At 72.6% G+C, this 19,830-nt stretch carries 17 protein-coding genes and 2 pseudogenes; 13 read left to right on the top strand and 6 right to left on the bottom strand.

Translation table 11 applies throughout. From position 1 onward, the window contains the following. Window positions 1-46: 46 nt before the first annotated feature. Window positions 47-610, bottom strand: coding sequence for a hypothetical protein (locus tag FB157_RS32505; protein WP_145884253.1), 564 nt, complete (start codon window positions 608-610; stop codon window positions 47-49). 167 nt (window positions 611-777) lie between these two features. On the opposite strand from FB157_RS32505, the gene FB157_RS32500 reads away from it, so the two are divergent. The 10 genes and pseudogenes from FB157_RS32500 to FB157_RS32465 all read left to right on the top strand — a co-directional run bounded on the left by FB157_RS32500 (window position 778) and on the right by FB157_RS32465 (window position 12,280). Then, entirely contained in the window at window positions 778-3,606 is a 2,829-nt protein-coding gene (locus FB157_RS32500; protein ID WP_145884252.1) for a BTAD domain-containing putative transcriptional regulator, read from the top strand. A 113-nt stretch (window positions 3,607-3,719) separates the two neighbouring features. Then, on the top strand, window positions 3,720-5,546 hold the full coding sequence (locus FB157_RS32495) for a BTAD domain-containing putative transcriptional regulator (protein WP_145884251.1): 1,827 nt from the start codon (window positions 3,720-3,722) through the stop codon (window positions 5,544-5,546). Between the two features lie 109 nt (window positions 5,547-5,655). Further along, window positions 5,656-6,579 carry a helix-turn-helix domain-containing protein gene (locus tag FB157_RS32490; protein ID WP_145884250.1) on the top strand — a complete coding sequence of 308 codons (924 nt, stop codon included), beginning with the start codon at window positions 5,656-5,658 and terminating at the stop codon, window positions 6,577-6,579. A 205-nt stretch (window positions 6,580-6,784) separates the two neighbouring features. After that, a complete protein-coding gene (locus FB157_RS32485) occupies window positions 6,785-7,756 on the top strand; it encodes an alpha/beta hydrolase (protein WP_145884249.1) in 972 nt (323 codons plus the stop codon). Between the two features lie 21 nt (window positions 7,757-7,777). Further along, window positions 7,778-8,497 (top strand): alpha/beta fold hydrolase, encoded by a 720-nt coding sequence (locus tag FB157_RS32480; RefSeq protein WP_145884248.1) that lies wholly within the window; start codon window positions 7,778-7,780, stop codon window positions 8,495-8,497. A gap of 365 nt (window positions 8,498-8,862) precedes the next feature. Then, window positions 8,863-9,504, top strand: a pseudogene (locus tag FB157_RS48835) (serine/threonine-protein kinase); the annotation flags it as partial. Window positions 9,505-10,135: 631 nt separating this feature from the next. Further along, a complete protein-coding gene (locus FB157_RS48830) occupies window positions 10,136-10,816 on the top strand; it encodes a hypothetical protein (RefSeq protein ID WP_261386679.1) in 681 nt (226 codons plus the stop codon). A 150-nt stretch (window positions 10,817-10,966) separates the two neighbouring features. After that, window positions 10,967-11,242, top strand: a pseudogene (locus FB157_RS48825) (NmrA family NAD(P)-binding protein); the annotation flags it as partial. A 76-nt stretch (window positions 11,243-11,318) separates the two neighbouring features. Next, a complete protein-coding gene (locus FB157_RS48820) occupies window positions 11,319-11,858 on the top strand; it encodes an NmrA family NAD(P)-binding protein (RefSeq protein WP_315903857.1) in 540 nt (179 codons plus the stop codon). Continuing rightward, window positions 11,855-12,280: a MarR family winged helix-turn-helix transcriptional regulator gene (locus FB157_RS32465; RefSeq protein WP_145884247.1), complete on the top strand. Its 426-nt coding sequence runs from the start codon at window positions 11,855-11,857 to the stop codon at window positions 12,278-12,280. The genes FB157_RS48820 and FB157_RS32465 overlap by 4 nt, the downstream gene beginning before the upstream one ends. Window positions 12,281-12,288: 8 nt before the next feature. Here FB157_RS32465 and FB157_RS32460 read toward each other — a convergent pair whose 3' ends face one another. After that, window positions 12,289-13,080 carry a ribonuclease BN gene (locus tag FB157_RS32460; RefSeq protein WP_145884246.1) on the bottom strand — a complete coding sequence of 264 codons (792 nt, stop codon included), beginning with the start codon at window positions 13,078-13,080 and terminating at the stop codon, window positions 12,289-12,291. Between the two features lie 176 nt (window positions 13,081-13,256). After that, the gene (locus tag FB157_RS32455; protein ID WP_145884245.1) at window positions 13,257-13,715 is read right to left on the bottom strand and encodes an Lrp/AsnC family transcriptional regulator; all 459 of its coding nucleotides are present in this window, start codon (window positions 13,713-13,715) and stop codon (window positions 13,257-13,259) included. A gap of 37 nt (window positions 13,716-13,752) precedes the next feature. Here FB157_RS32455 and FB157_RS32450 point away from each other — a divergent pair, with 37 nt between their 5' ends. Continuing rightward, window positions 13,753-14,424, top strand: a complete 672-nt coding sequence (locus tag FB157_RS32450) for an AzlC family ABC transporter permease (RefSeq protein ID WP_261386678.1) — start codon at window positions 13,753-13,755, stop codon at window positions 14,422-14,424. Continuing rightward, entirely contained in the window at window positions 14,417-14,746 is a 330-nt protein-coding gene (locus FB157_RS32445; protein ID WP_145884243.1) for a branched-chain amino acid transporter permease, read from the top strand. The genes FB157_RS32450 and FB157_RS32445 overlap by 8 nt, the downstream gene beginning before the upstream one ends. A gap of 105 nt (window positions 14,747-14,851) precedes the next feature. Here the strand turns inward: FB157_RS32445 and FB157_RS32440 are convergent, their stop codons facing one another. Continuing rightward, the gene (locus FB157_RS32440; protein WP_145884242.1) at window positions 14,852-15,343 is read right to left on the bottom strand and encodes a peptidylprolyl isomerase; all 492 of its coding nucleotides are present in this window, start codon (window positions 15,341-15,343) and stop codon (window positions 14,852-14,854) included. A gap of 125 nt (window positions 15,344-15,468) precedes the next feature. Between FB157_RS32440 and FB157_RS32435 the strand changes: the two genes are divergently transcribed. Continuing rightward, on the top strand, window positions 15,469-16,341 hold the full coding sequence (locus FB157_RS32435; RefSeq protein ID WP_145884241.1) for a class I SAM-dependent methyltransferase: 873 nt from the start codon (window positions 15,469-15,471) through the stop codon (window positions 16,339-16,341). A 197-nt stretch (window positions 16,342-16,538) separates the two neighbouring features. Here the strand turns inward: FB157_RS32435 and FB157_RS32430 are convergent, their stop codons facing one another. Next, a complete protein-coding gene (locus FB157_RS32430; RefSeq protein ID WP_145884240.1) occupies window positions 16,539-17,339 on the bottom strand; it encodes an SAM-dependent methyltransferase in 801 nt (266 codons plus the stop codon). A gap of 63 nt (window positions 17,340-17,402) precedes the next feature. Beyond that, a complete protein-coding gene (locus FB157_RS32425; protein ID WP_261386677.1) occupies window positions 17,403-19,538 on the bottom strand; it encodes a SpoIIE family protein phosphatase in 2,136 nt (711 codons plus the stop codon). Between the last annotated feature and the right edge of the window lie 292 nt (window positions 19,539-19,830).

Raw genomic sequence — 19,830 nt, 5'->3', positions numbered from 1 at the left:
CCAATCAGACTCGGCAGGGCAGGGCAAGCCTGCGGGCGGCCCGTGATCAGCGGCTGCCCGTCCAGTTGTGGGCCACGTCGATCACCACACGGTCGGACAGCTGGATCACCCGGAACGGCAGCCTGGCCCGGACCCCGAGACCGACCTGCGTCTCGCCCTCGAAGCTGCCGGCGAACCGGGTGTCCCGGAAGGTGCGGTACCCGCTGACCTTCACGCCGGGAAGGGTGTGGCCCACCCGTCCCGGGTAGGTCACCGCGCCGGTCTCCGGGTCGTAACTCGGTGCGCCGATGTGGACGTCGAGGATCGCGCCGCCGCCGACCGGGATGACCCGGCCGCTGGCGCTCTGGTGGAGCCGGTGGACGTACCGGACGGAGTAGCCGATGGAACGGCCCCCGCCGGGCACTTCGAGGACCATGCGGTCGTAGCAGGCGTGCCGACCGGTCCTGATGTCGTCGAGCGGCACGGCGCCTGCGGTGGAACCGCCCTTGTCGCCGCTGCCCCAGCCGGTCGGACAGGCCGTCGCCTGTGTGGCGGCCGCCGCGCTCGACGCCGTCCCCAACCCTGCGCCCGCCAGAAGGAGCGCTGCTATGACTGCCCCAATTCTTCGCATGATGTCCCCCTTGGTCGAGTCATGCTGTTATGGCATGAGACACGGAACCCTGGCGAATGGTTGCACGCACAGATGCCGGAAGTTCCGCGGATCTCGGGGGGTAACTCTCGGTCACTGATCCGGTGACGTACAGTCGAGTCCGGGGAGGCAGACCGGAGGGGGGCGCCATGCCGGGCGAGTCGGCCGTGCGGTTCGCGGTGCTGGGGCCGGTGCGGGTCTGGCGCGGGGAGCGCGAGCTGGCACTCGGGGGGCCTCAGGAACAGGCGCTGCTGGCCCTCCTGTTGCTTCGTGCAGGCCAGCCCGTGTCGGTGCCCGAGATCGTCGACGCGCTGTGGGGCCCGTACCCGCCACGCACGGCCGTCAACGTCGTCCGCCGCCATGTCGGATCCCTGCGCCGTCTGTTGGAGCCGGGGCTGCCCGCGCGAGCGTCGGGCCGCCGCCTGGTGCGCGGCGGGAGCGGCTACCGGCTCGTCACCGACGGCGACGCCCTGGACCTCGTACGCTTCCGCGAGTTGCGGGACGAAGCCCGACGGGCCACCGACGAGGGTTCGCCCGCACGGGCCGTGGACCTGCTCACCGGAGCGCTGTCGCTGTGGAACGGACCGGTCGCCGCCGGAATCTCCCCGGACGTGCGCGACCGCATCGCGGTCGGCGGGCCGGAGCGCGAGCGCCTCACCGCGGTGCGCGAGGCTGCCGACGCGGCACTGCACGCAGGCGTACCGGACAGGGTGCTGCCCGAACTCCGGCAGGCCGCCGCCGCGCACCCGCTGGACGAGGCCCTGCTGGCCCGCCTGGTCCTGGCCCTGGCGGCCACCGGCCGCCGCGCCGAGGCGCTGGACACGCACCGGACCGCCTGCGGCCGCCTCGCCGACGAGCTGGGCATCGACCCCGGCCCCGAACTGCGGGACGCGCTGCACGAGGCGACCGGCCGGGGCGCCGGTACACCGCCCCCGGAAACGCCGGGCCCGCACCCCGCCGTACCGGCCCAACTGCCCCACGACCTGGCCACGTTCACCGGACGGCACGCCGAGCTCGCTGAGGTGCTCGGCTCGTTCCCCGGCGGCGCGGAGGACGCCGGGACGGTGCTGATCTCCGCGCTCGGCGGCATGGCGGGGGTGGGCAAGACCACGCTGGCCGTCCACTGGGCCCACCGGGTCGCCGACCGGTACCCGGACGGCCAGCTCTACGCCGACCTGCGCGGCTTCGCGCCGTCCGGGGCGGTCACCGGTCCGGGGGAGGCCCTGCGCGGTTTCCTCGACGCGCTCGGGGTGCCACCGGAGCACATCCCGCAGGGCCTGGACGCCCGGGCCGCGCTCTATCGCAGCATGCTGTCCGGACGGCGGGTGCTCGTCCTGCTCGACAACGCGCGCGACGCGGAGCAGGTACGGCCACTGCTGCCCGGTGCGCCCGGCTGCCTCACCATCGTCACCAGCCGGGACGAACTGACCGGCCTGGTGGCCGCCCACGGAGCCCGCTCCCTGACCCTGCGGCCGTTCGACACCGGCCAGGCGCGGGAGTTCCTCACCGGCCGGCTGGGCGCGGAACGGACCGCCGCCGAACCCGCAGCGGTCGACGCGATCATCACCCGGTGCGCCGGGCTGCCCCTCGCCCTCGCCTGCGTGGCCGCCCGCGCCGCCCTCCGCCCGCACTTCCCGCTGGCTGCCGTGGCCGCCGAACTCCACGAGGCCCACGGCAGCCTCGACGCCTTCACCAGGCCCGACACCTCGGCGGACGTCGCCACGGTGTTCTCCTGGTCGGTACGAGCCGTGTCGGCCGAGGCCGCCCGGTTGTTCCGGCTCCTCGCCCTGCACCCCGGCCCGGACGCCTCCCCCGCCGCCGCGGCCGCGCTCGCCGGACTGCCGCTCCGCCAGGTGCGACCGCTGCTCGCCGAACTCTCCGGCGTCCACCTCGTGGGCGAACCCGCGCCCGGCCGCTACGCCTTCCACGACCTGCTCCGCGCGCACGCCGGCGAACTGCTCCAGGCCCACCACGGCGAGGCCGAGCGGCAGGAGGCGAGCGACAGGCTGTTCGCGTACTACCTGCACCGCGCCCACGCCGCCGGTGCGCTCCTCGATCCGAGCGGGGATCTCCCACCCCTGCCGGAGGGCGCGCACGCCGAACCGTTCGCCGACGACAGTCAGGCCCTGGCCTGGCTCGGCGCCGAGTACGGAGTACTGCCTGCCGTCGTCCAGGAGGCGGCGGCCTCCCGACGAGACCGGCTCGCGTGTCTGCTGACCTGGTCCCTGGAGCCGTACTTCGAACGGCGCGGCCACTGGCACGACGGACTGGCCGCCCAGCGCACCGCGCGCGACGCCGCGCTGCGGCTCGCCGATCCCGCCCTGGAAGCCCGCGCCCTGCGCGGCCTCGGCCGGGCGGCCGGCAGACTGGGACTGCACGAGGAGGCCCGCGCCCACCTCGAACGAGCCCTGGAGCTGTTCGCCGGCCTCGGTGACCTGGTCGGCCGGGCGGGCACCCACCGCAGCCTGGGCTGGACGAGCGAGCAGCTGGGCGACCTGGCCGGAGCCCTGCGGCACAACCGGCTCGCCCTCGACCTGTTCCGTACCGCGGGCCACCGGCCGGCGCAGGCCAGCGTCCTCAACTCCGTCGGCTGGTACCACGTCCTGCTCGGCGAGCACCGGCAGGCGCTCGCCCACTGCTTCGAAGCCCTGACCCTGCTCCAGGACCTGGGCGACCGCTACGGCCAGGCCGCGACCTGGGACAGCATCGCCTACGCGTACCACCACCTCGGCCGCCACCCGCACGCCCTGCTGGGCTACCGCAACGCGCTGACCCTGTACCGCGCGCTCGGGGTGCCGTACCCGGAGGCCGACACGCTCACCCGTATCGGCGAGACCCACTTGGCCACCGGCGACCGCGACAGCGCACGGGCCGCCTGGGAAGAGGCACTCACCCTCCTCACCGCCCTCGGTCATCCCGACGCCGACCGGGTCCGGGCCAGACTCGACGGACGGGACGAATGGCCCGGCGCGGTGTGAGAGGCCCGCATGTGCGCGATGCGGCGGTAATGGGTGGTCGGCGGACAGCGGTTGCTGGCCGGCGGTCGGTGGTCGGTGGTCGGTGGCCGTGCGGGACGGGGCTCGGTGAAGTGATGCGGTTCGAAGTGCTCGGATCCCTGCGGGTGGTGCGGGGGGAGACCGAGCTGGATCTCGGCTTTCCGCAGCAACGGGCCCTGCTCGGGCTGCTGCTGGTGCAGACGGGCCGGCCCATCCGGATGAGCGAGATCGTCGAGGTGCTCTGGTCCGGGCAGCCCCCTGCCAGTGCCCGCAACGTGGTGCGCCGGTATGTCGGTGCCCTGCGCAGGCTGCTGGAACCGGGCCTGCCGCCGCGCGCGCCCGGACGGCGCCTGCTCGGCCTCACCGGTGCCTATCTGCTGGAGGCGGACACCGACGAGGTCGACCTGCTGTGCTTCCGCGACCTCGCCCGGCAGGGCATGCGGGCCGCCGCAACCGGCCGGCCGGAGGAGGCGGTACGGCACTTCGCCGACGCCCTCGCCCTGTGGCGCGGTCCGGTGGCGACGGGGATACCCGTGGCCATCCGCGCGCACCCGCACTTCGCGGCCGTGGAACGGGACATCGTGCGCACCGCACAGATGGCAGCGGACGCCGCCCTGCTGTGCGGCAGGTCGGAGCAGGTGCTCCCCGCCCTGCGCAGAGCCGCCGAAGTCGAGCCGCTCGACGAGCCGTTGCACGCCCGACTGGTCATGTCGCTGGCGGCCTGCGGTCTCCAGGCCGAGGCGCTGGCCGTGTACGAGCGCGTCCGGCGCGACCTGGCCGCCCAGCTGGGCGTCGCACCCGGTCCCGAGCTGGGCGCGGCCCACGCCCGCGTCCTGCGCCAGGAGGTGCGTCCCGCCGGGCACATCACCGCGCGGAGCACGCCGTCGGCGCGACCGCACTCTCCGGAACCCTTCGTCCGGCCCGCCCAGTTGCCGCCCGATCTCGCCGTGTTCACGGGCCGCGGCACCGAACTCGACACGCTGAGCGCCCTCGCCGACACCACGGCGGCCACCGGTCACCGGCCCGCGACCGTCCTGATCAGCGGAATGGCGGGCATCGGCAAGACCACCCTCGCGGTCCACTGGGCGCACAGCGTCGCCGACCGCTTCCCGGACGGCCAACTCCACGTGGACCTGGGCGGCTTCGACCCGCGCCGGGCCGCCCTGGAACCCGCCGAGGCGCTACGGCAGCTCCTCGCCGCCCTCGGAGTGCCCGCCCAGCGGATGCCGGAAGGCGTCGACGAGCTCGCCGGTCTCCACCGACGCCTGCTGGCGGGCCGCCGCCTTCTCCTCCTCCTCGACGGCGCCGCCGACACCGAGCAGCTCCGCCCCCTGCTGCCCGTCCCGCCCGGCTGCCTGACAGTGGTCACGAGCCGCAACGGACTACCCGGCCTGATCGCCGCCGGCGCACGCCCGCTGCCCCTGGACCTGCCGTCCGCGGCGGACGCACGCACCGCCCTGGCCCGGCGGATCGGTTCAGAGCGGGTGACCGCCGAACCCGAGGCGGCCGAGGAGATCGTGGCGCGGTGCGGGCGGCTGCCGCTGGCCCTCGCCGTCGTCGCCGCCCGCGCCGCCAGCCGCAGAGACTTCCCGCTGGCCGCCCTCGCCGCCGAACTCCGTGCCTCCCACGGCAGCCTCGACGCCTTCTCCTGCGCGAAGGGGGCAGCCGACGCCCGCGCCGCGTTCGGCTGTTCCTACCGCACCCTGTCGGCCGGCGGCGCCCGGCTGTTCCGGCTGCTCCCGCGGCACACCGCCCCCTTCGTCACGGCCGGTGCCGCCGCGGCACTGGCCGACCTGCCGGTGCGCGAGGCCAGGACCCTCCTCGGCGAGCTGACCGACGCGCACCTCGTCACCGAAGCCGCGCCCGGCCACTACGCCCTGCACGAGCTGCTGCGGGCCTTCGCCACCGAACTGACCGAGTAGCCCCCTCACTTCCTTGTCACTCTTTTTGCACATCCCCCGATCTACGCTCCCGGCGAAGTGGCCCTCTCCATCGCCGCTTCACGTGACGACAGAGCGGAGGCGACGACGGATGACGGCGACGACCGGCATCGAGGCGAGCGGCGGACACCTGAGATCACCGCAACCGAAACCGGTGCGGCGACGGGCCATGGGACTCGACATCCTCATCACGGACCCGGCCCCCGCCGTGCTGCCCCGTGAACGCGCGCCGTACACCGGGCCGGACCTCACCGGAGGGCCCCGCAGGTGGATCGCCCGGGACAGCGGCGACTTCCTCTTCGTGGGCGTGCGGGGCGGCGGCCCGGTGTTAGTGCAGGAACCCTCCGTGGACGGCCGGCTCGGCCCGGGCGACATCTGCTTCTACGACCTGCACCGCCCGCCCGTGCTGGACCTCCCCGAGGGATGCCGTACGCAGACGTTCCTGCTCTCACGCGAACTGCTCGGGCTCGCCGACCGCGACGTGCACCGGATCACCAGGGTGCCGGTGCGCCGCGACTCCCGGATGGGCTCGCTCCTCTCACCGTTCCTGTCCGACCTCGCCGACACCGCCGTCGCGTCGCGGGCCACGGTCGGCGACATGCTCGCCTGGAACGCCGTGCAACTGCTCATCACCCTCGCCACGGAGCACCTGCGGGAACACGGTAGTGCGGCCGCCGACGACCAGTCGGCCCTGGTGTCCCGGATCCTCAGGTTCATCGACCTGCACCTGAGTGACGTGGAGCTGTCCCCCGAGCGGATCGCCCGCGCCCACCACATCTCCGTGCGGTACCTGCACAAGCTCTTCGCCGACGAAGGAACCACCGTCGGCCGGCGGGTCCTGCTGCGCCGGCTGGAGGAGTGCCGGCGCGAACTCGCCGACCGTTCCCGCGGGACCCGGACCATCGCCGCGGTGGCGGGCCACTGGGGCTTCGCCAGCGCCACGCACTTCAGCCGTGTCTTCCGGGCGACGTACGGGATGACCCCGCGCGAGTGGCGGGACTCCGCGAGCAGGTAGCACGTGCTTCCTCCCGGTGCACCGGACCCTTCCCTCCAGGGCACCCGCAGCAGCGCCGCGCGAATCCGTGCGCTGTCGGCACACTGCCCGTTCGCTCACGGGCAATTGCCCTCCGCCCGGCGGATCTACGGTGGCGCTCAGCGGCGCCGGAGTACCGAGCGGATCCACCATGCGATCCGGCGCCCCCGAAATCCGAGGAGAACCGATGTCCGATGCCGTAGCCCCGGTCCAGCCGGTCCTGGAACCGGCCGCCGCCGACTTCGCCCGCGCGACCGCCAACCCGCCCTACCTGTTCGAACTCGACCCGGCGGAGGGCCGCAAGGCGGTCGACGAGGTGCAGTCCGGCGAGATCGACAAGCCGGCCGTCGACGAGGAGTGGATCACCGTCTCGGGCGGGCCGACGGGCAGCGTCCGGGCACGCATCGTCAAGCCCGCGGGCGCCACCGGCATCCTCCCGGTGATCGTCTACATCCACGGCGCGGGCTGGGTGTTCGGCAACGCCCACACGCACGACCGCCTGGTACGGGAACTCGCCGTCGGTGCCGAAGCGGCCGTCGTCTTCCCCGAGTACGACCTGTCGCCGGAGGCCCGCTACCCGGTCGCGATCGAGCAGAACTACGCCGTCGCCCGGTGGGTCGTCGAGCAGGGGGCGTCCAAGGGCCTGGACGGCTCGCGGCTGGCCGTGGCCGGTGACTCCGTCGGCGGCAACATGACCGCCGCCCTCACCCTGATGGCCAAGGAACGCGGCGGCCTCCCGCTGGCGCAGCAGGTGCTGTTCTACCCGGTCACGGACGCGAGCTTCGACACCGGCTCCTACCACCAGTTCGCCACCGGCTACTTCCTGCGCCGCGACGGCATGCGGTGGTTCTGGGACCAGTACACGACCGACGAGGCCGAACGGGCCCAGATCACCGCCTCCCCGCTGCGTGCCACCGCGGAGCAGCTGAGCGACCTCCCCCCGGCCCTCGTCATCACCGCGGAGGCCGACGTCCTGCGGGACGAGGGCGAGGCCTACGCCAACAAGCTGCGCGAGGCGGGCGTGCCGGTCACCGCGGTGCGCTTCCAGGGCATCATCCACGACTTCGTCATGCTCAACGCCCTGCGCGGCACCCATGCCGCCGAAGCCGCCATCACCCTGGCCGCCCGCACCCTGCACGCGGCCCTGCACACCGCCTGAAGCCGAGGAGACCGCACCCACATGACCGCCTCCACTCCCACGGTCGTCCTCGTCCACGGCGCGTTCGCCGACGCGAGCAGCTGGTCCGGGGTCATCGAGGAACTGCAGCGTGAGGGCATCCCCGTCGTCGCGCCGCCCAACCCGCTGCGCGGCCTCGCCTCCGACGCCGCCTACATCGCCTCCGTGGCCGCCCGCATCGACGGCCCCGTCGTGCTGGTCGGCCACTCGTACGGCGGTGCGCTCATCACCGTGGCCGGCACCGTCGAGAACGTCGTCGGGCTGGTCTACGTGGCCGCCTACGTCCTCGAGGAGGGCGAGAGCCTCGGTGAGCTGCAGGGCCGCTTCCCGCTCTCGCCGCTGGTCAGCAACCTGAAGCAATGGACGTACCCCGGCCCGGACGGTGAGGACGCGGTCGAGGTCACCATCGCGGCGGACGCCTTCCCGTCGGTGTTCGCCGCCGACGTGGCCCCCGAGGTCACCAAGGTCCTCGCGGTGGCCCAGCGTCCGCTCGCCGCCGCGGCCTTCGAGGAGACCGCCCCCGCCGCCGCGTGGCGGACCAAGCCGTCCTGGGCCCTGGTCGCCGGCGCGGACGAGGCGATCAACCCGGAGGTCGAGCGCTACGGCGCGAAGCGGGCCGGAGCGACCGTCCTGGAGCTGGAGGGCGCGTCCCACGCGGTCGCCCTGTCCCGGCCCAAGGAGGTCGCCGCACTGATCCGAGACGCGGTCCGCGCGACGAGCTGACCGCACGCCACGGAACTCGCCCTCCCGCCCGTGCGGGAGGGCGAGTTCCGTGCTGCCACTTCGGCCGGCCCTTCCGCGCCGCGCACGTGAGACGCCCGGGGAGTGGCGGCTTGACGGTGCGTCGGACGGGGTGGGCGTTGCCGTGACCATGTGGCCCGACCGCTCCCCCCCCGAGAACGTGTGCCGACGTCAACCATCTGCGTGGTATACACATTCTCCACATCTTCTGCACGGTCCATCGGCATGCTCCTGGGGGGAGTTCCGTGAGCACTACTGGCGCGGGCGGGCGGGTGCGGCCTGTCCAGCCCGGGGACCCCGCCCGCATCGGCCCGTACCGGATCATCGGCCGTCTCGGCTCCGGCGGCATGGGCACGGTCCATGCCGGCCTCACCGACGACGGACTCCGGGTCGCGGTCAAGGTGATCCACCCCGCGCAGGCCCAGGACCCGGAGTTCCGGGCCCGGTTCCGCCGCGAGGTCCAGCTCTCCGCCCGGGTGCAGGGCCCCTGCCTCGTGCCCCTGCTCGCCGCCGACCCCGAGGCCGCCGAGCCCTGGCTGGCCACCGCCTACGCACCCGGCCCCACCCTCAACGAGCACCTGGCCGAGCACGGCCCCCTCACCGGCGGCACCCTGTACGCCTTCGCCACCGGCACGGCCCAGGCGCTGGCGGCGATTCACCGGGCCGGTGTGGTCCACCGGGACGTGAAGCCGCAGAACGTCATCCTCACGCCCGCCGGGCCCCGCGTGCTGGACTTCGGCATCGCCCACGCCGCCGACGGCACCAGCGTGACCCGGACCGGCGTCCTGACCGGAACCCCCGGCTGGATCAGCCCCGAGTACTACCGCGGCGGCACGGCCGGGCCCGAGGGCGACCTGTTCGCCTGGGGTGCGCTGGTGGCGTACGCCGCGACCGGCCGCCTCCCGTTCGGCGCCGGCGCGCCGGACGCGGTCGCGTTCCGCGTCATGTCGGGGGAGCCCGATCTGGACGGAGTTCCGCGGGAGTTGCGGGAGATCGTGGAGACGGCCCTCGCGAAGGAGCCCGCCGACCGGACGAGCGCCGTCACGGCGGCGGACAGGTGCGCAGGGCTGCTCGCGGCGCAGACCACCCAGGTCGTCGGCGGCGAGGTGGACCTGGGACCCACCCGTGCCGGTGCACCGGTCATGGCCCGGTGGGATCTGCCCACCCTGGACGATCCCCGCTGGCACGCCCCGGCGACACCGTCCTCCCGCAAGCGGACCGTCACGACCGTCCTCGTCGCCGCGGCCGTGGCCGGCGCTCTCGCGGGTGCCGTGATCGCCCTCCCCGGCGGGCGGAACGACCATGGGGCGAAGACCAGGGGAGCCACGGCCGGTGCGTCCACGGCCGCGCACGCGGGCAACACCGCACAGCACACCGGCTCCGCCGCGCCCGACGGGACGACGGAACCGGCGCAGCCGGCGGTCGATCCGCGCAGGGCGGCCGTCCCGGCCGACCCGCTGGCCGGGGTGACCGACCCCGCCTTCACCCGTGCCGGGGACGAGACCCAGCCCGGCGACGACGAGTGGAGAGCCAGCACCGGAGCGAGCACCGCGGCCGAGACGGACGTGGCGACGGCGGTGCGGGACGACATCAGGACCATGCTCGCCACCAAGGACATTCATGGAGCCCACGGTCACCTTCAACAAGAGCGCACAGACGCTGATGGTGACCGGCGGCCCGATCTCCCAGCTTCCCGAGGACCAGCAGGAAGTGTTCCGCAGGAGCGGGGAGATGGCGGCCTGCACCGCACTCGCCCGCCGGCTCGCGGACGACCCCACCGCCTGGCCCTACGGCCGCTACTCGGTCTTCTGGAAGGACTCCGACACCGATCCGGAGCCGAACATCCTCGGCTTCGGCGAGGCCACCGACGGGTGCTACAACCTGACCGCGGGGCAGTGGCAGGGCGACGAGTCCGGCATGGCGACCGCACAGATACCGAGCAGCGACCGGGCGGAGATCCGCGTCGCCGACGCCACCGACAAGGCCGTCACGGCGGCCTGGAAGGTCCGGGTCGCCGAGGGCAACGGGGTGGATCCCGCGGCCGCGCAGAACGACATCAGCCTCGGCTTCGATCCCGTCGAGAAGGCCGCCTACGTGTGGATGCACGACCCCGACGGCACAATGATCGGCCGCGCCCAGCGGGACAACTTCCAGGACGTCGTCACCACCACCGCCTGCCGGAAGCTGGTCTCCGAGTACAGCAGCAACAAGTCCTGGCAGTACACCCGCTGGTCCGTCCTCATGTGGGAGGGCAACAGCCGCTTCCCCGAGTTCACGGGCTCGGGGGACTGCATGAAGTGAGGGCCGGGCCTGACACGGGCCGGCCTGGCGTGAGAGCGGTCCACTTCACAATTTTTTATCTGTGCGACGCAGCGAAGATGTGGGCTATTCTCTGCGTAACGCAGTTAATGTGCAGCGCAGATACGCGCTGCCTTGCTTTCAGGAGCCCACATGTCCACCATCGCCGTCACCGGTGCGACCGGCGCCCAGGGCGGGGCCACCGCCCGCGCCCTGCTGGCCGCCGGACTCCGGGTCCGCGCCCTCACCCGCACCCCTGCCGCACCGGCGGCCGAGGCCCTGCGCCGGCTCGGTGCGGACGTCCGGTACGCCGACTTCGACGACCGTCACTCCCTGGACGCCGCCCTCGCCGGCGCCGACTCCCTCTTCGCGGTGACCACCCCGTTCGGTACGGACACCGCCACCGAGGTCCGCCAGGGCGGGACCCTGCTGGACGCGGCGGCGGCCGCCCGGGTCGGCCACATCGTTCCCACGGTCGGCGGCGCACGCCGACCGTGGGACGGGCATCCCGCACTACGACAGCAAGGACGAGATCGAGCGCCGCCTCAGGGCGACGGGCGTCCCCTGGACGGTCATCGCCCCCGCGGCCTTCATGGACAACTTCGCGTCCGGCTGGACCCTGGAGGGCCTGCGCGAGAACACCTTCGCCTGGCCCATGCCGGCCGACCGCCCCCTGACGCTCATCCCGGCCGACGACATCGGTGCGTTCGCGGCCCTGGTCCTGCGGCACCGGTCCGCGTTCACCGGCCGCCGTGTCGACATCGCGTCCGACGAACTCACCGCCGGCCAGATCGCCGCGGCCCTGTCCGCCGCAACCGGCCGCCCCGTCACGCACCGCGAGGTGCCCCTGTCCCACGTCCGCACCCACTCCGACGACCTCGCGGAGATGTTCTCCTACTTCGCCACCACCGGCCTCGACGTCGACGTCACCGGGCTGCGCCGCGCCCACCCCGAGGTCGGCTGGCACACCTTCGCCGACTGGGCGGCCGCCCAGGACTGGCCCGCCCTGCTCGCCCCGGATCCGAAGGGACCCGCCCTGTCATGAAACCCATCGGCTACTGGCTCAACCGCACGGACCAGGCCCTCACCCGGCACCTCGACGCCCTGCTCACGGAGTACGGCCTCACCCGCCTGACCTGGCAGGTCCTCAACGTCGTCCACGCGGCTCCCGGAGCCGCCGACACCGATGTCCACACCACCCTGGCCGCCAACGCCGACACCGTCGCCCTCGCCGCCGCCATCCGTACCGTCCTCACCGACGGCTGGGTGGCACGCCCCGCCGAGGGCCTCCTCACCCTCACCGCGCAGGGTGAAGCCCGCCTGGCCACCGTCACCGAACGGGTCGCGTTCTTCCGGGAGGCGGTCATCGCGGGCATCTCGCTGGAGGAGTACGGCACCGCTGTGAGCGTCCTGGAACGCATGACGCGCAACCTCGAAAACCCACAGGTCATGGCCTCGACCGGCTGACGGACCGCTCACTCCTCGTGGGTGGGCATCCAGTGGTGTTCGACGAACCAGCGGCCGAACAGCGCACCCCCGTACACCACGAACCCGACGCCGATCAGCCACGACTCCACCACCAGCACGGTGCCGACCGCGCCGTAGTTCAGTGCGTTGGTGACGATGAGCGGGGCGAAGACGAGGAACGAGAAGGCCCTGAGGCCGACCAGGCCGAGGACCGTGGCGATCGCGCCCGGCAGCAGGGTGCGCCAGTGGACCTGGCCCCCGAGCAGGAAGCGCTGGCCCCACCAGAAGAACAGCACCCCGCTGAGCACGGACAGCGAGATCCGCTGCGTACCCTGCACCGCCGTCCGTGTCTGCACCTCCTGATAGAGGTACCCGGTCAGCACCGCCAGCCAGGTCACCTGTCGCCAGACCCGGTGCCAGGGTCCCGAGGCAAGACCCCAGATCCGCTCGTAGCCGTTCTGCACGCTGCCGGCGAAGGAGACGCCGAACACCGCGAGCAGGATCAGGCTCAGCACACTGGTGGTGCCGATGACCTTGCGCGGGGGGCTGATGATGCCGGTCAGCGCCTCGGCGGACTGTCCCGACAGTCCCATGCCGTCGGTGAGCCACGAGGCGAAGCCTCCCCGCACCAGCGGATCGGCCGCGGCGACCGTGATCAGCAGCGGAGCCAGCGTCACCAGGGCCAGCGTGGCGAACCCCATGGCCCGGTGCATCAGCTCCAGTTCACGGCCGTGCTGGAGCAGCGCGCGCAGACGCAGCCACTCCCAAGCGCGGTGGAGGCCGCGCCGCCACTGCCTCACGGGTTCCTCCCGTGCTCGCCGCACCAGGCGTCGTCGCCGACGGTCGTCCGCCGCCGGTTTCGCCCGGGCGGCCCTCGTTGAGTCTCTGGTGACATGATCGGACGAAAGCCGCCGAATCGCCCGGCCGGACATGCCGAGGAGGGCCACCCGGAGAACTTCCCGAGCGGGAGCGGCCGTCAGGCACCCGACTTGATCGTCTTCATGGTCAGGTGGGAGTCGATGCGCAGGACGCACGGCAGGCCGCTGAGTTTCTCGGTGAGGAAGGACTCGTAGGCGGCGTGGTCGGCGACGGCGACGCGGACGAAGTAGTCGGGGCGGCCGTACATGCGCCGGAACTCGATCACCTCGTCGAAGGCGGCCACGGTGTCCTCGAACTCCAGGAACGTCGTGCGGTCGTGGGCGCTGACCTCGACGTCGATGAGGACCTCGAGGCCGCGGCCGAGGGCCTCGGGGTCGACGACGGCCCGGTACCCGGCGATGACGCCCGCCTCCTCAAGCCGCTTGACCCGGCGCAGGCAGGGCGGCGGCGTCAGCCCCACCCGCTGGGCCAGCTCGACGTTGGTCAGCCGGCCGTCCTGGCGCAGGTGAAACAGAATGTCCCGATCGGTGGCGTCGAGTTTCATTTCATTGCGCATAAGCCCAGGGTACGGACATTATGGGCAACCATATGACGTGACATATTTCGAGGACTCCGCCTCCGTGGGTCTCGCATTCGTCCCGCTCGGCGTCGCCTTCGGGGTGCTCGTCACCCACTCCGGAGTCGGCTGGTGGTGGGCGGGCCTGTCCAGCGCGGTCATCTACGGCGGATCGTTCGAGTTCCTGCTGATCAGCATGGTCGCGGCGGCCGTGCCGCTGGTCTCCATCGCCGTGTCCGCGTTCCTGGTGAACCTGCGGCACGTCTTCTACGCCCTGTCCTTCCCGCTGGACCGGGTGCAGGGACGGCTCGGGAAGGCCTACAGCACCTTCGCCCTGTGCGACGAGGCGTACGCCCTGACCGCCGGGCAGCAGGCCGGCTCCTGGCCGAGCCGGCGCATTCTCTGGCTGCAGCTCTTCATGCACCTGTACTGGGCCGGGGGCGCCACCGCCGGAGCCCTGCTCGGCTCCCTCGTCCCGGACAGCGTCACCGGGCTGGACTTCGCCCTGACCGCCCTGTTCACCGTGCTGGCGCTCGACGCCGTCCGTGACCGTCGGAGTGATCTGCCCACCCCGCTGCTCGCCCTCGTCAGCGCCCTGGCCGCCCGGCTGCTCTTCCCCGGCCAGCTGCTGCCGGTCGCCTTCGCCCTGTTCACCGCCGGACTCCTGGCCCGGCACCTCATCACCAGCAGGAAGCCGAGCCATGCCTGACACGACCTATCTCGTCGCCGCGGTCCTGATATCCGCCGCGGTGACCTGGACCCTGCGCGCCCTCCCCTTCGCCGCCCTCGCCCCGCTGCGGGCGAGCGGTACGGTCCAGTACCTCAGCACGCGCATGCCTGCCGGGATCATGGTGATCCTGGTCGTCTACTGTCTGCGCGACCTGCCGGTGACCCACGCGCGCGTGGTGGCCCCGCTGGCCGCCCTCACGGTCACCGTCGGCCTGCATCTGTGGCGCCGCAACGCCCTGTTGAGCATCCTCGGCGGCACCGCCGTCCATGTGGCGCTGGCCAGTACGGTCTTCGCGCACTGACGGCCGTGGACAGGGCGACGCCCGGTGAGACGGCCGGTCAGGTGAGAACCGACCGGCGTCGTCACCGGGGCGTTCGCGTCACCCGCCGGTGCGGGGGAGCGTCGGTCAGACCGTGCCGCTCGCGGTGATCGTGATCTTCGCGCTGGTCGCGCCGCTCCGGCTGCCCAGGCCCTCGATCTGGTCGACGAGCTTCTGACCCTCGACGACCTCACCGAAGACGACGTGCTTGCCGTCGAGCCAGTCGGTGACGATCGTGGTGATGAAGAACTGCGAGCCGTTGGTGTTCCGGCCGGCGTTCGCCATGCTCAGCAGGTACGGGCGGTCGTGCTTCAGAGTGAAGTTCTCGTCGGCGAACTTCTCGCCGTAGATGCTCTTGCCGCCGGTGCCGTTGCCCTTGGTGAAGTCGCCGCCCTGCAGCATGAACTGCGGGATGACCCGGTGGAACGAGGAACCGGCGTAACCGAAGCCGTGCTGACCCGTGGCCAGCTCACGGAAGTTCTTGGCGGTCTTGGGAACCACGTCGTCGAAGAGCTTGAAAACGATCCGGCCGGCCGGCTCGTCGTTGATGCTGATGTCGAAGTACACGTTGTCACTCATGGCGATCAACCTACCTTCGTGGAGTCCCGCGACGTGCAGAAGGGTCTCCCTGAGCCTCTGGTGTCGCTCCGCACCTCACCGGCAAACACCGTACCCCGCGCCCCGCACACGGGGAAAATGCTCCCGTGACCGAAGACTGGGTGTGGGACGAAACACTGTTCGCGGGCGCGGCCCCCTACTACGACCGGGGCAGACTGCCGTACGCACCCACCCTCGTCACCGTGCTGGCCGACGTGCTCGGGCTCGACGGAACCGGGCGGCTCCTCGACGTGGGATGCGGCCCCGGCACCCTGTCCGTGCCCCTCGCGCCCCTGTTCGGCGAAGTCGTGGGCGTGGACCCCGACCCGGGCATGCTCGACGAAGCGGCCCGCCGGGCCGCCGCCGTGGGCGGGGCCGCCAAGTCCCGCTGGGTGCGGATGCGGGCCGAGGATCTCCCGGCCGACCTCGGCACCTTCACCGTGGCGGTCTTCGCCCAGTCCTTCCACTGGACGGACCGAGACCTGGTGGCGGCCACCGTGCGCGGCATGCTCCGGCCCGGCGGGGCGCTGGTGCACGTCTCGGACCTGAAGGGCGAGCAGCCCGGCATCGAGGGCCTGCCCCACCCCGGTGTGCCGTACGGCGCCGTCGGTGAACTGGTCAAGCGGTACCTGGGACCGGTGCGCCGTGCCGGGCGCGGGGTGCTGCCCGACGGGACACCCGGCGGTGAAGCGGCGGTCATCGCCCGCGCCGGATACCTGGGGCCCGAGCGTCATGTCGTCCCCGGCGGGCAGGTACTGGAACGCAGCGAGGACGACGTCGTCGCCGGAACCTTCTCGATGTCGTACTCCGCACCCGGCCTGTTCGGCGCGCGCCGTGACGCCTTCGAGGCCGACCTGCGCCGCCTGCTGCGCTCGTCCTCCCCGACGGGCCGCTTCAGCGAACGGGGGCCCAGCACCGAGGTGTTCGTGTGGCGAAACCCGTCCGTCCCCGCAGCGGCCGGGAGCCCGGCCGGCCAGTGACCGTCGCGGCGGAGGGCGAGCGGGAGCCACTCGCCGGCGGCCGCGCCCGGCCTGGAGTCCCGGCCGATCGGGCGGGGCCTCCGGGCCGGCCCGGCATGGCTCCGTGTCGAAACGCACCGTGACCCGATGCTGAGGGCTTCCGGACCGGTGAACGCCGGCCGGCCGGGACCGTCCATGCTTCCCGAACCACCTTGAGATCAGGCGGACTTGCGGGCCACTCCTCCGTAGAAGCCGATCTCGGCCGACCTCGGGGGAGGCGGGCTGTCCGGGCGCCAGAACGGGACCTGGGCCAGGCCGGGATCGACCAGTTCGAAGCCGTCGAAGAACCTCTCGACCTCGGCGCGGGAGCGCAGGTTCAGCGTGGCGGTGGCCTTGGTGTAGACGGCCTGGGCGGCGCTGCGGTCGGCGAAGTCGCCGGTGGCGTGCGAGAGCACCAGACAGCTGCCGGCCGGAAGCGCGTCACGCAGCGCGGCGACGGCCTGCGCGGGCTTCTCCGCGTCGGTGAGGAAGTGGAGGACGGCGACCAGGAGGAGCGCGACCGGCCGGTCGAAGTCGATGGCCCCGCGGACCTTGGGGTGGTTCACGACGGCCAGGGGGTCGCGCACGTCGGCGAGTACGACACTGGTCACCCCGGAGCTGCTGAGCAGCGCGTTGGCGTGCGCGGCCACGATCGGATCGTTGTCGACGTAGGCCACGCGGACGTCGGGCGCCAGCTCGTGGGCGATCTCGTGCACGTTCGGCGAGGTGGGCAGCCCGGTGCCGATGTCGAGAATCTGGCGTACCCCGCTGCCGACGACGTACCGGACGGCGCGCCTCAGGAACGCGCGGTTGGCCTGCAGACCTATGCGCACCTCGGGTGCGGCGGCGGCCAGTTCGTCGCCCGCCCGCCGGTCCACCTCGTAGTTGTCCTTGCCGCCCAGCAGGTAGTCGTAGATCCGCGCGGGGTGCGGCCTGCTGGTGTCGATCTCCCTGACGCCGAAGCCGTCGTCCTGTCCCACACCGCGCTCCTCTCGACGACCGCCACGGCCCCACGCGCGAACGGTTCGCGACAGCTTCGCACATCAACTCCCATGCCCGGTCACGTGGTTGTGCGTTGCGCGCAGGAGCAGGACGGTGACGTCGTCCGTGTACTGCCCGGTCGGCCAGGTGTGGCGGATCAGGCTGTCGGCGAGGTGGCCGAGGTCGGAGGCGTCCGTGCCCGCCGCGTGCTTCAGCAGGTCGGACGTGGTGTCTGTGGCGTCGCGTCCGGGCTTCTCCACCAGCCCGTCGGTGTAGAGGACCAGGACGGCATCGTCGCGCAGCGGGGTCGCGGTGACGGGATAGCGCACGTCCGCGCCGATGCCCAGGAGCGGGCCGGGCTCGATGTCCAGAATCCTTCCGCGGCGGTCGGGCTCGAGCAGGAATGGGGGGACGTGACCCGCGCTGGCGAGGGTCAGTCGTCCGTGGGCCAGGTCCATGTGTGCGTAGAGGCAGGTGACGAGCAGGTCGGACTCCAGGTCGGCCAGCAGCCGGTCGGTGCGGGACAAGACCTCGTCCGGTGCCGCCCCGGCGGTGGCGTGGGCGTGAATGGCGGTGCGGACCTGTCCCATGAGGGTGGCCGCGGCGATGCTGTGGCCTTCCACGTCGCCGATGAATGCCGCGACCGTCGTGTCGTCCAGGCGGAGCAGGTCGTAGAAGTCTCCGCTGACATCGAGCCCGCGTCCCGCCGGCAGATAGCGGGCGGCGACGTCGAGGCCGGGCAGGGCGGGCAGGGCGCGGGGCAGCAGAGTCTGCTGGAGCTCGTTGACGAGACGGTGCTGGACGTCGTACAGGCGGGCGCGGTCGAGCGCCTGGGCGATGAGACGGGCCAGCGGCGTCAGAACGGCACGCTCGTCGGCCGTGAAGGTGTGTGGACGGTCGTACGACAGGATGCAGCAGCCCACCGCCCGGCCGGTGATGACGAGGGGCAGGAAGGCCCAGGCCTGTTTGCCGCTGATCTCGGGCGCCCGGGGGTGGCTGCGTGCCATGTCGGCGGGGTTGGCGAAGAAGGCGGGCACGCCGCTGGCGAGGACCTGGCCGGCGGGCGTGAGATCGGTGTTCAGGGGGAGTGCGTCCAGATGCTCGACAGCGTCGTCGGGGTAGCCGTGGTGGGCGGTGATCTTCAGGCGGCCCGCTTCCGCCGCGGAAAGGACCATGCCCTGGGCTTCGAAGGCGGGGAGGATCTGGTCGGTGATCAGCGTGGCGACGTCGCGTACGGTCACCGTCTCCGTGAGGGCCGCGGCCAGGTGGACCAACTGGTACAGACGTCCGGTCGGCGCCGCCACGGGCCGCTGTGCGGCGGGCGCCGCCGTGCCCGACGGCCGCCGGCCGCACGGGACGATACGGACGCTGATACCGCTGGTGTCCGGGTGGAGCCGGAAGGTCAGCCACTGGTCGGGCGGCCGCAGCGCGTCGAAGGAGACCGGCGTACGGCTGACGACGGCGGTGCGGTACTGGTCCTCGTATCCGGGGTCGTCCAGCCAGGGCAGCGCCTGCCAGGGCCGCTCGCCCAGCAGCTGGTCAGCGGGGCGCCCGAGGAGGCGGGCGGCGGCGCCGCTGACGAACGTGACGCGCCCCTCCAGATCCAGGGCGACCGCACCTTCGGGCAGGCGTTCGAGATAGTCGGCCGCGGCCATCCCGGTCTGCTCCGGGTGGCATACGGCGTCGAGCGGCCAGACGCGCGGCTGTTCGGGAAAGCCGGGTGGCCGGGGTGCGTCGTCCAGCAGGCGGGCGAGTCGGCGCGCACTGGCCATGATGTGGCCGCGCTCGCGCGGCGAGGCTTGCGGCGGGTGGTCACCGGACCACATGAGCACGATCCCTCCCCAGCACCGGCCTGCGCCGGTCAGAGGGACGGCCGCGAGCGTGAAACTGTAGGGCAGGACGGCCGCGGCGACCGGATAGCGACGGGTCATCTCGTCCTGGCTGCCGATCCACACCAGCCGGTCGTCACGGATCGCGTCGGCGACCGGGACGGGGGCGGTGAGCGGCAGGCGCTGCCAGGTCCGGGCGAACTCGACGGGAAGCCCGCACAGCGCCACCAGGCGGAGCATGGGCTCCGCCTCCTCGATCAGGTAGAGGCCGCCGATCACGGCGCCGGTACGGCGCATGACGTCCGTCAGACCCGTCCCGAGCGCATCGTCCAGCGACCCGCCACCCTTCGGTAGATCACCGGGCCGCATCGTGCTCTCCGCTCGCTCCCGGGCGGCGCCCCTCGCTTCCGGGCGGCGCCACCGATCCACCCGTCGACCTGTCTGCGCACCGGCCGCGCGACGCAAATATTGCCCTATCGGGACCATATGCCCGATCTGGATCACTGCCAAGGCGGGCAGCCCGACCAAGATCAGATCGCCTGGTATCGTCCGGCGATCGAAGGCGAGGCCCGACCGTCCTCGCCGTCCGCATACCAGGGGGGTCATGTGTCCACGTCGTCCTTTTCGGGTCCGTCCCGTCGTCACCTGCTGACCGGGAGCG

Origin of the sequence: Streptomyces sp. BK340, from assembly GCF_007827595.1 — a bacterium.
Lineage (GTDB): Bacteria > Actinomycetota > Actinomycetes > Streptomycetales > Streptomycetaceae > Streptomyces.
Note: the sequence above shows the minus strand (reverse complement) of the source record. Positions and strands in the feature narration are given on the sequence as shown.

Excerpts from the sequence above, each read along its gene's own strand:
- FB157_RS32445 (WP_145884243.1), top strand. The coding sequence starts at position 14,417 with ATGCCTGACACGACCTATCTCGTCGCCGCGGTCCTGATATCCGCCGCG.
- FB157_RS32485 (WP_145884249.1), top strand. The coding sequence starts at position 6,785 with ATGTCCGATGCCGTAGCCCCGGTCCAGCCGGTCCTGGAACCGGCCGCC.
- FB157_RS32490 (WP_145884250.1), top strand. The coding sequence starts at position 5,656 with ATGACGGCGACGACCGGCATCGAGGCGAGCGGCGGACACCTGAGATCA.
- FB157_RS32440 (WP_145884242.1), bottom strand. The coding sequence starts at position 15,343 with ATGAGTGACAACGTGTACTTCGACATCAGCATCAACGACGAGCCGGCC.
- FB157_RS32495 (WP_145884251.1), top strand. The coding sequence starts at position 3,720 with ATGCGGTTCGAAGTGCTCGGATCCCTGCGGGTGGTGCGGGGGGAGACC.
- FB157_RS32500 (WP_145884252.1), top strand. The coding sequence starts at position 778 with ATGCCGGGCGAGTCGGCCGTGCGGTTCGCGGTGCTGGGGCCGGTGCGG.
- FB157_RS32480 (WP_145884248.1), top strand. The coding sequence starts at position 7,778 with ATGACCGCCTCCACTCCCACGGTCGTCCTCGTCCACGGCGCGTTCGCC.
- FB157_RS32425 (WP_261386677.1), bottom strand. The coding sequence starts at position 19,538 with ATGCGGCCCGGTGATCTACCGAAGGGTGGCGGGTCGCTGGACGATGCG.
- FB157_RS32505 (WP_145884253.1), bottom strand. The coding sequence starts at position 610 with ATGCGAAGAATTGGGGCAGTCATAGCAGCGCTCCTTCTGGCGGGCGCA.
- FB157_RS32465 (WP_145884247.1), top strand. The coding sequence starts at position 11,855 with ATGAAACCCATCGGCTACTGGCTCAACCGCACGGACCAGGCCCTCACC.
- FB157_RS48830 (WP_261386679.1), top strand. The coding sequence starts at position 10,136 with ATGGAGCCCACGGTCACCTTCAACAAGAGCGCACAGACGCTGATGGTG.
- FB157_RS32455 (WP_145884245.1), bottom strand. The coding sequence starts at position 13,715 with ATGCGCAATGAAATGAAACTCGACGCCACCGATCGGGACATTCTGTTT.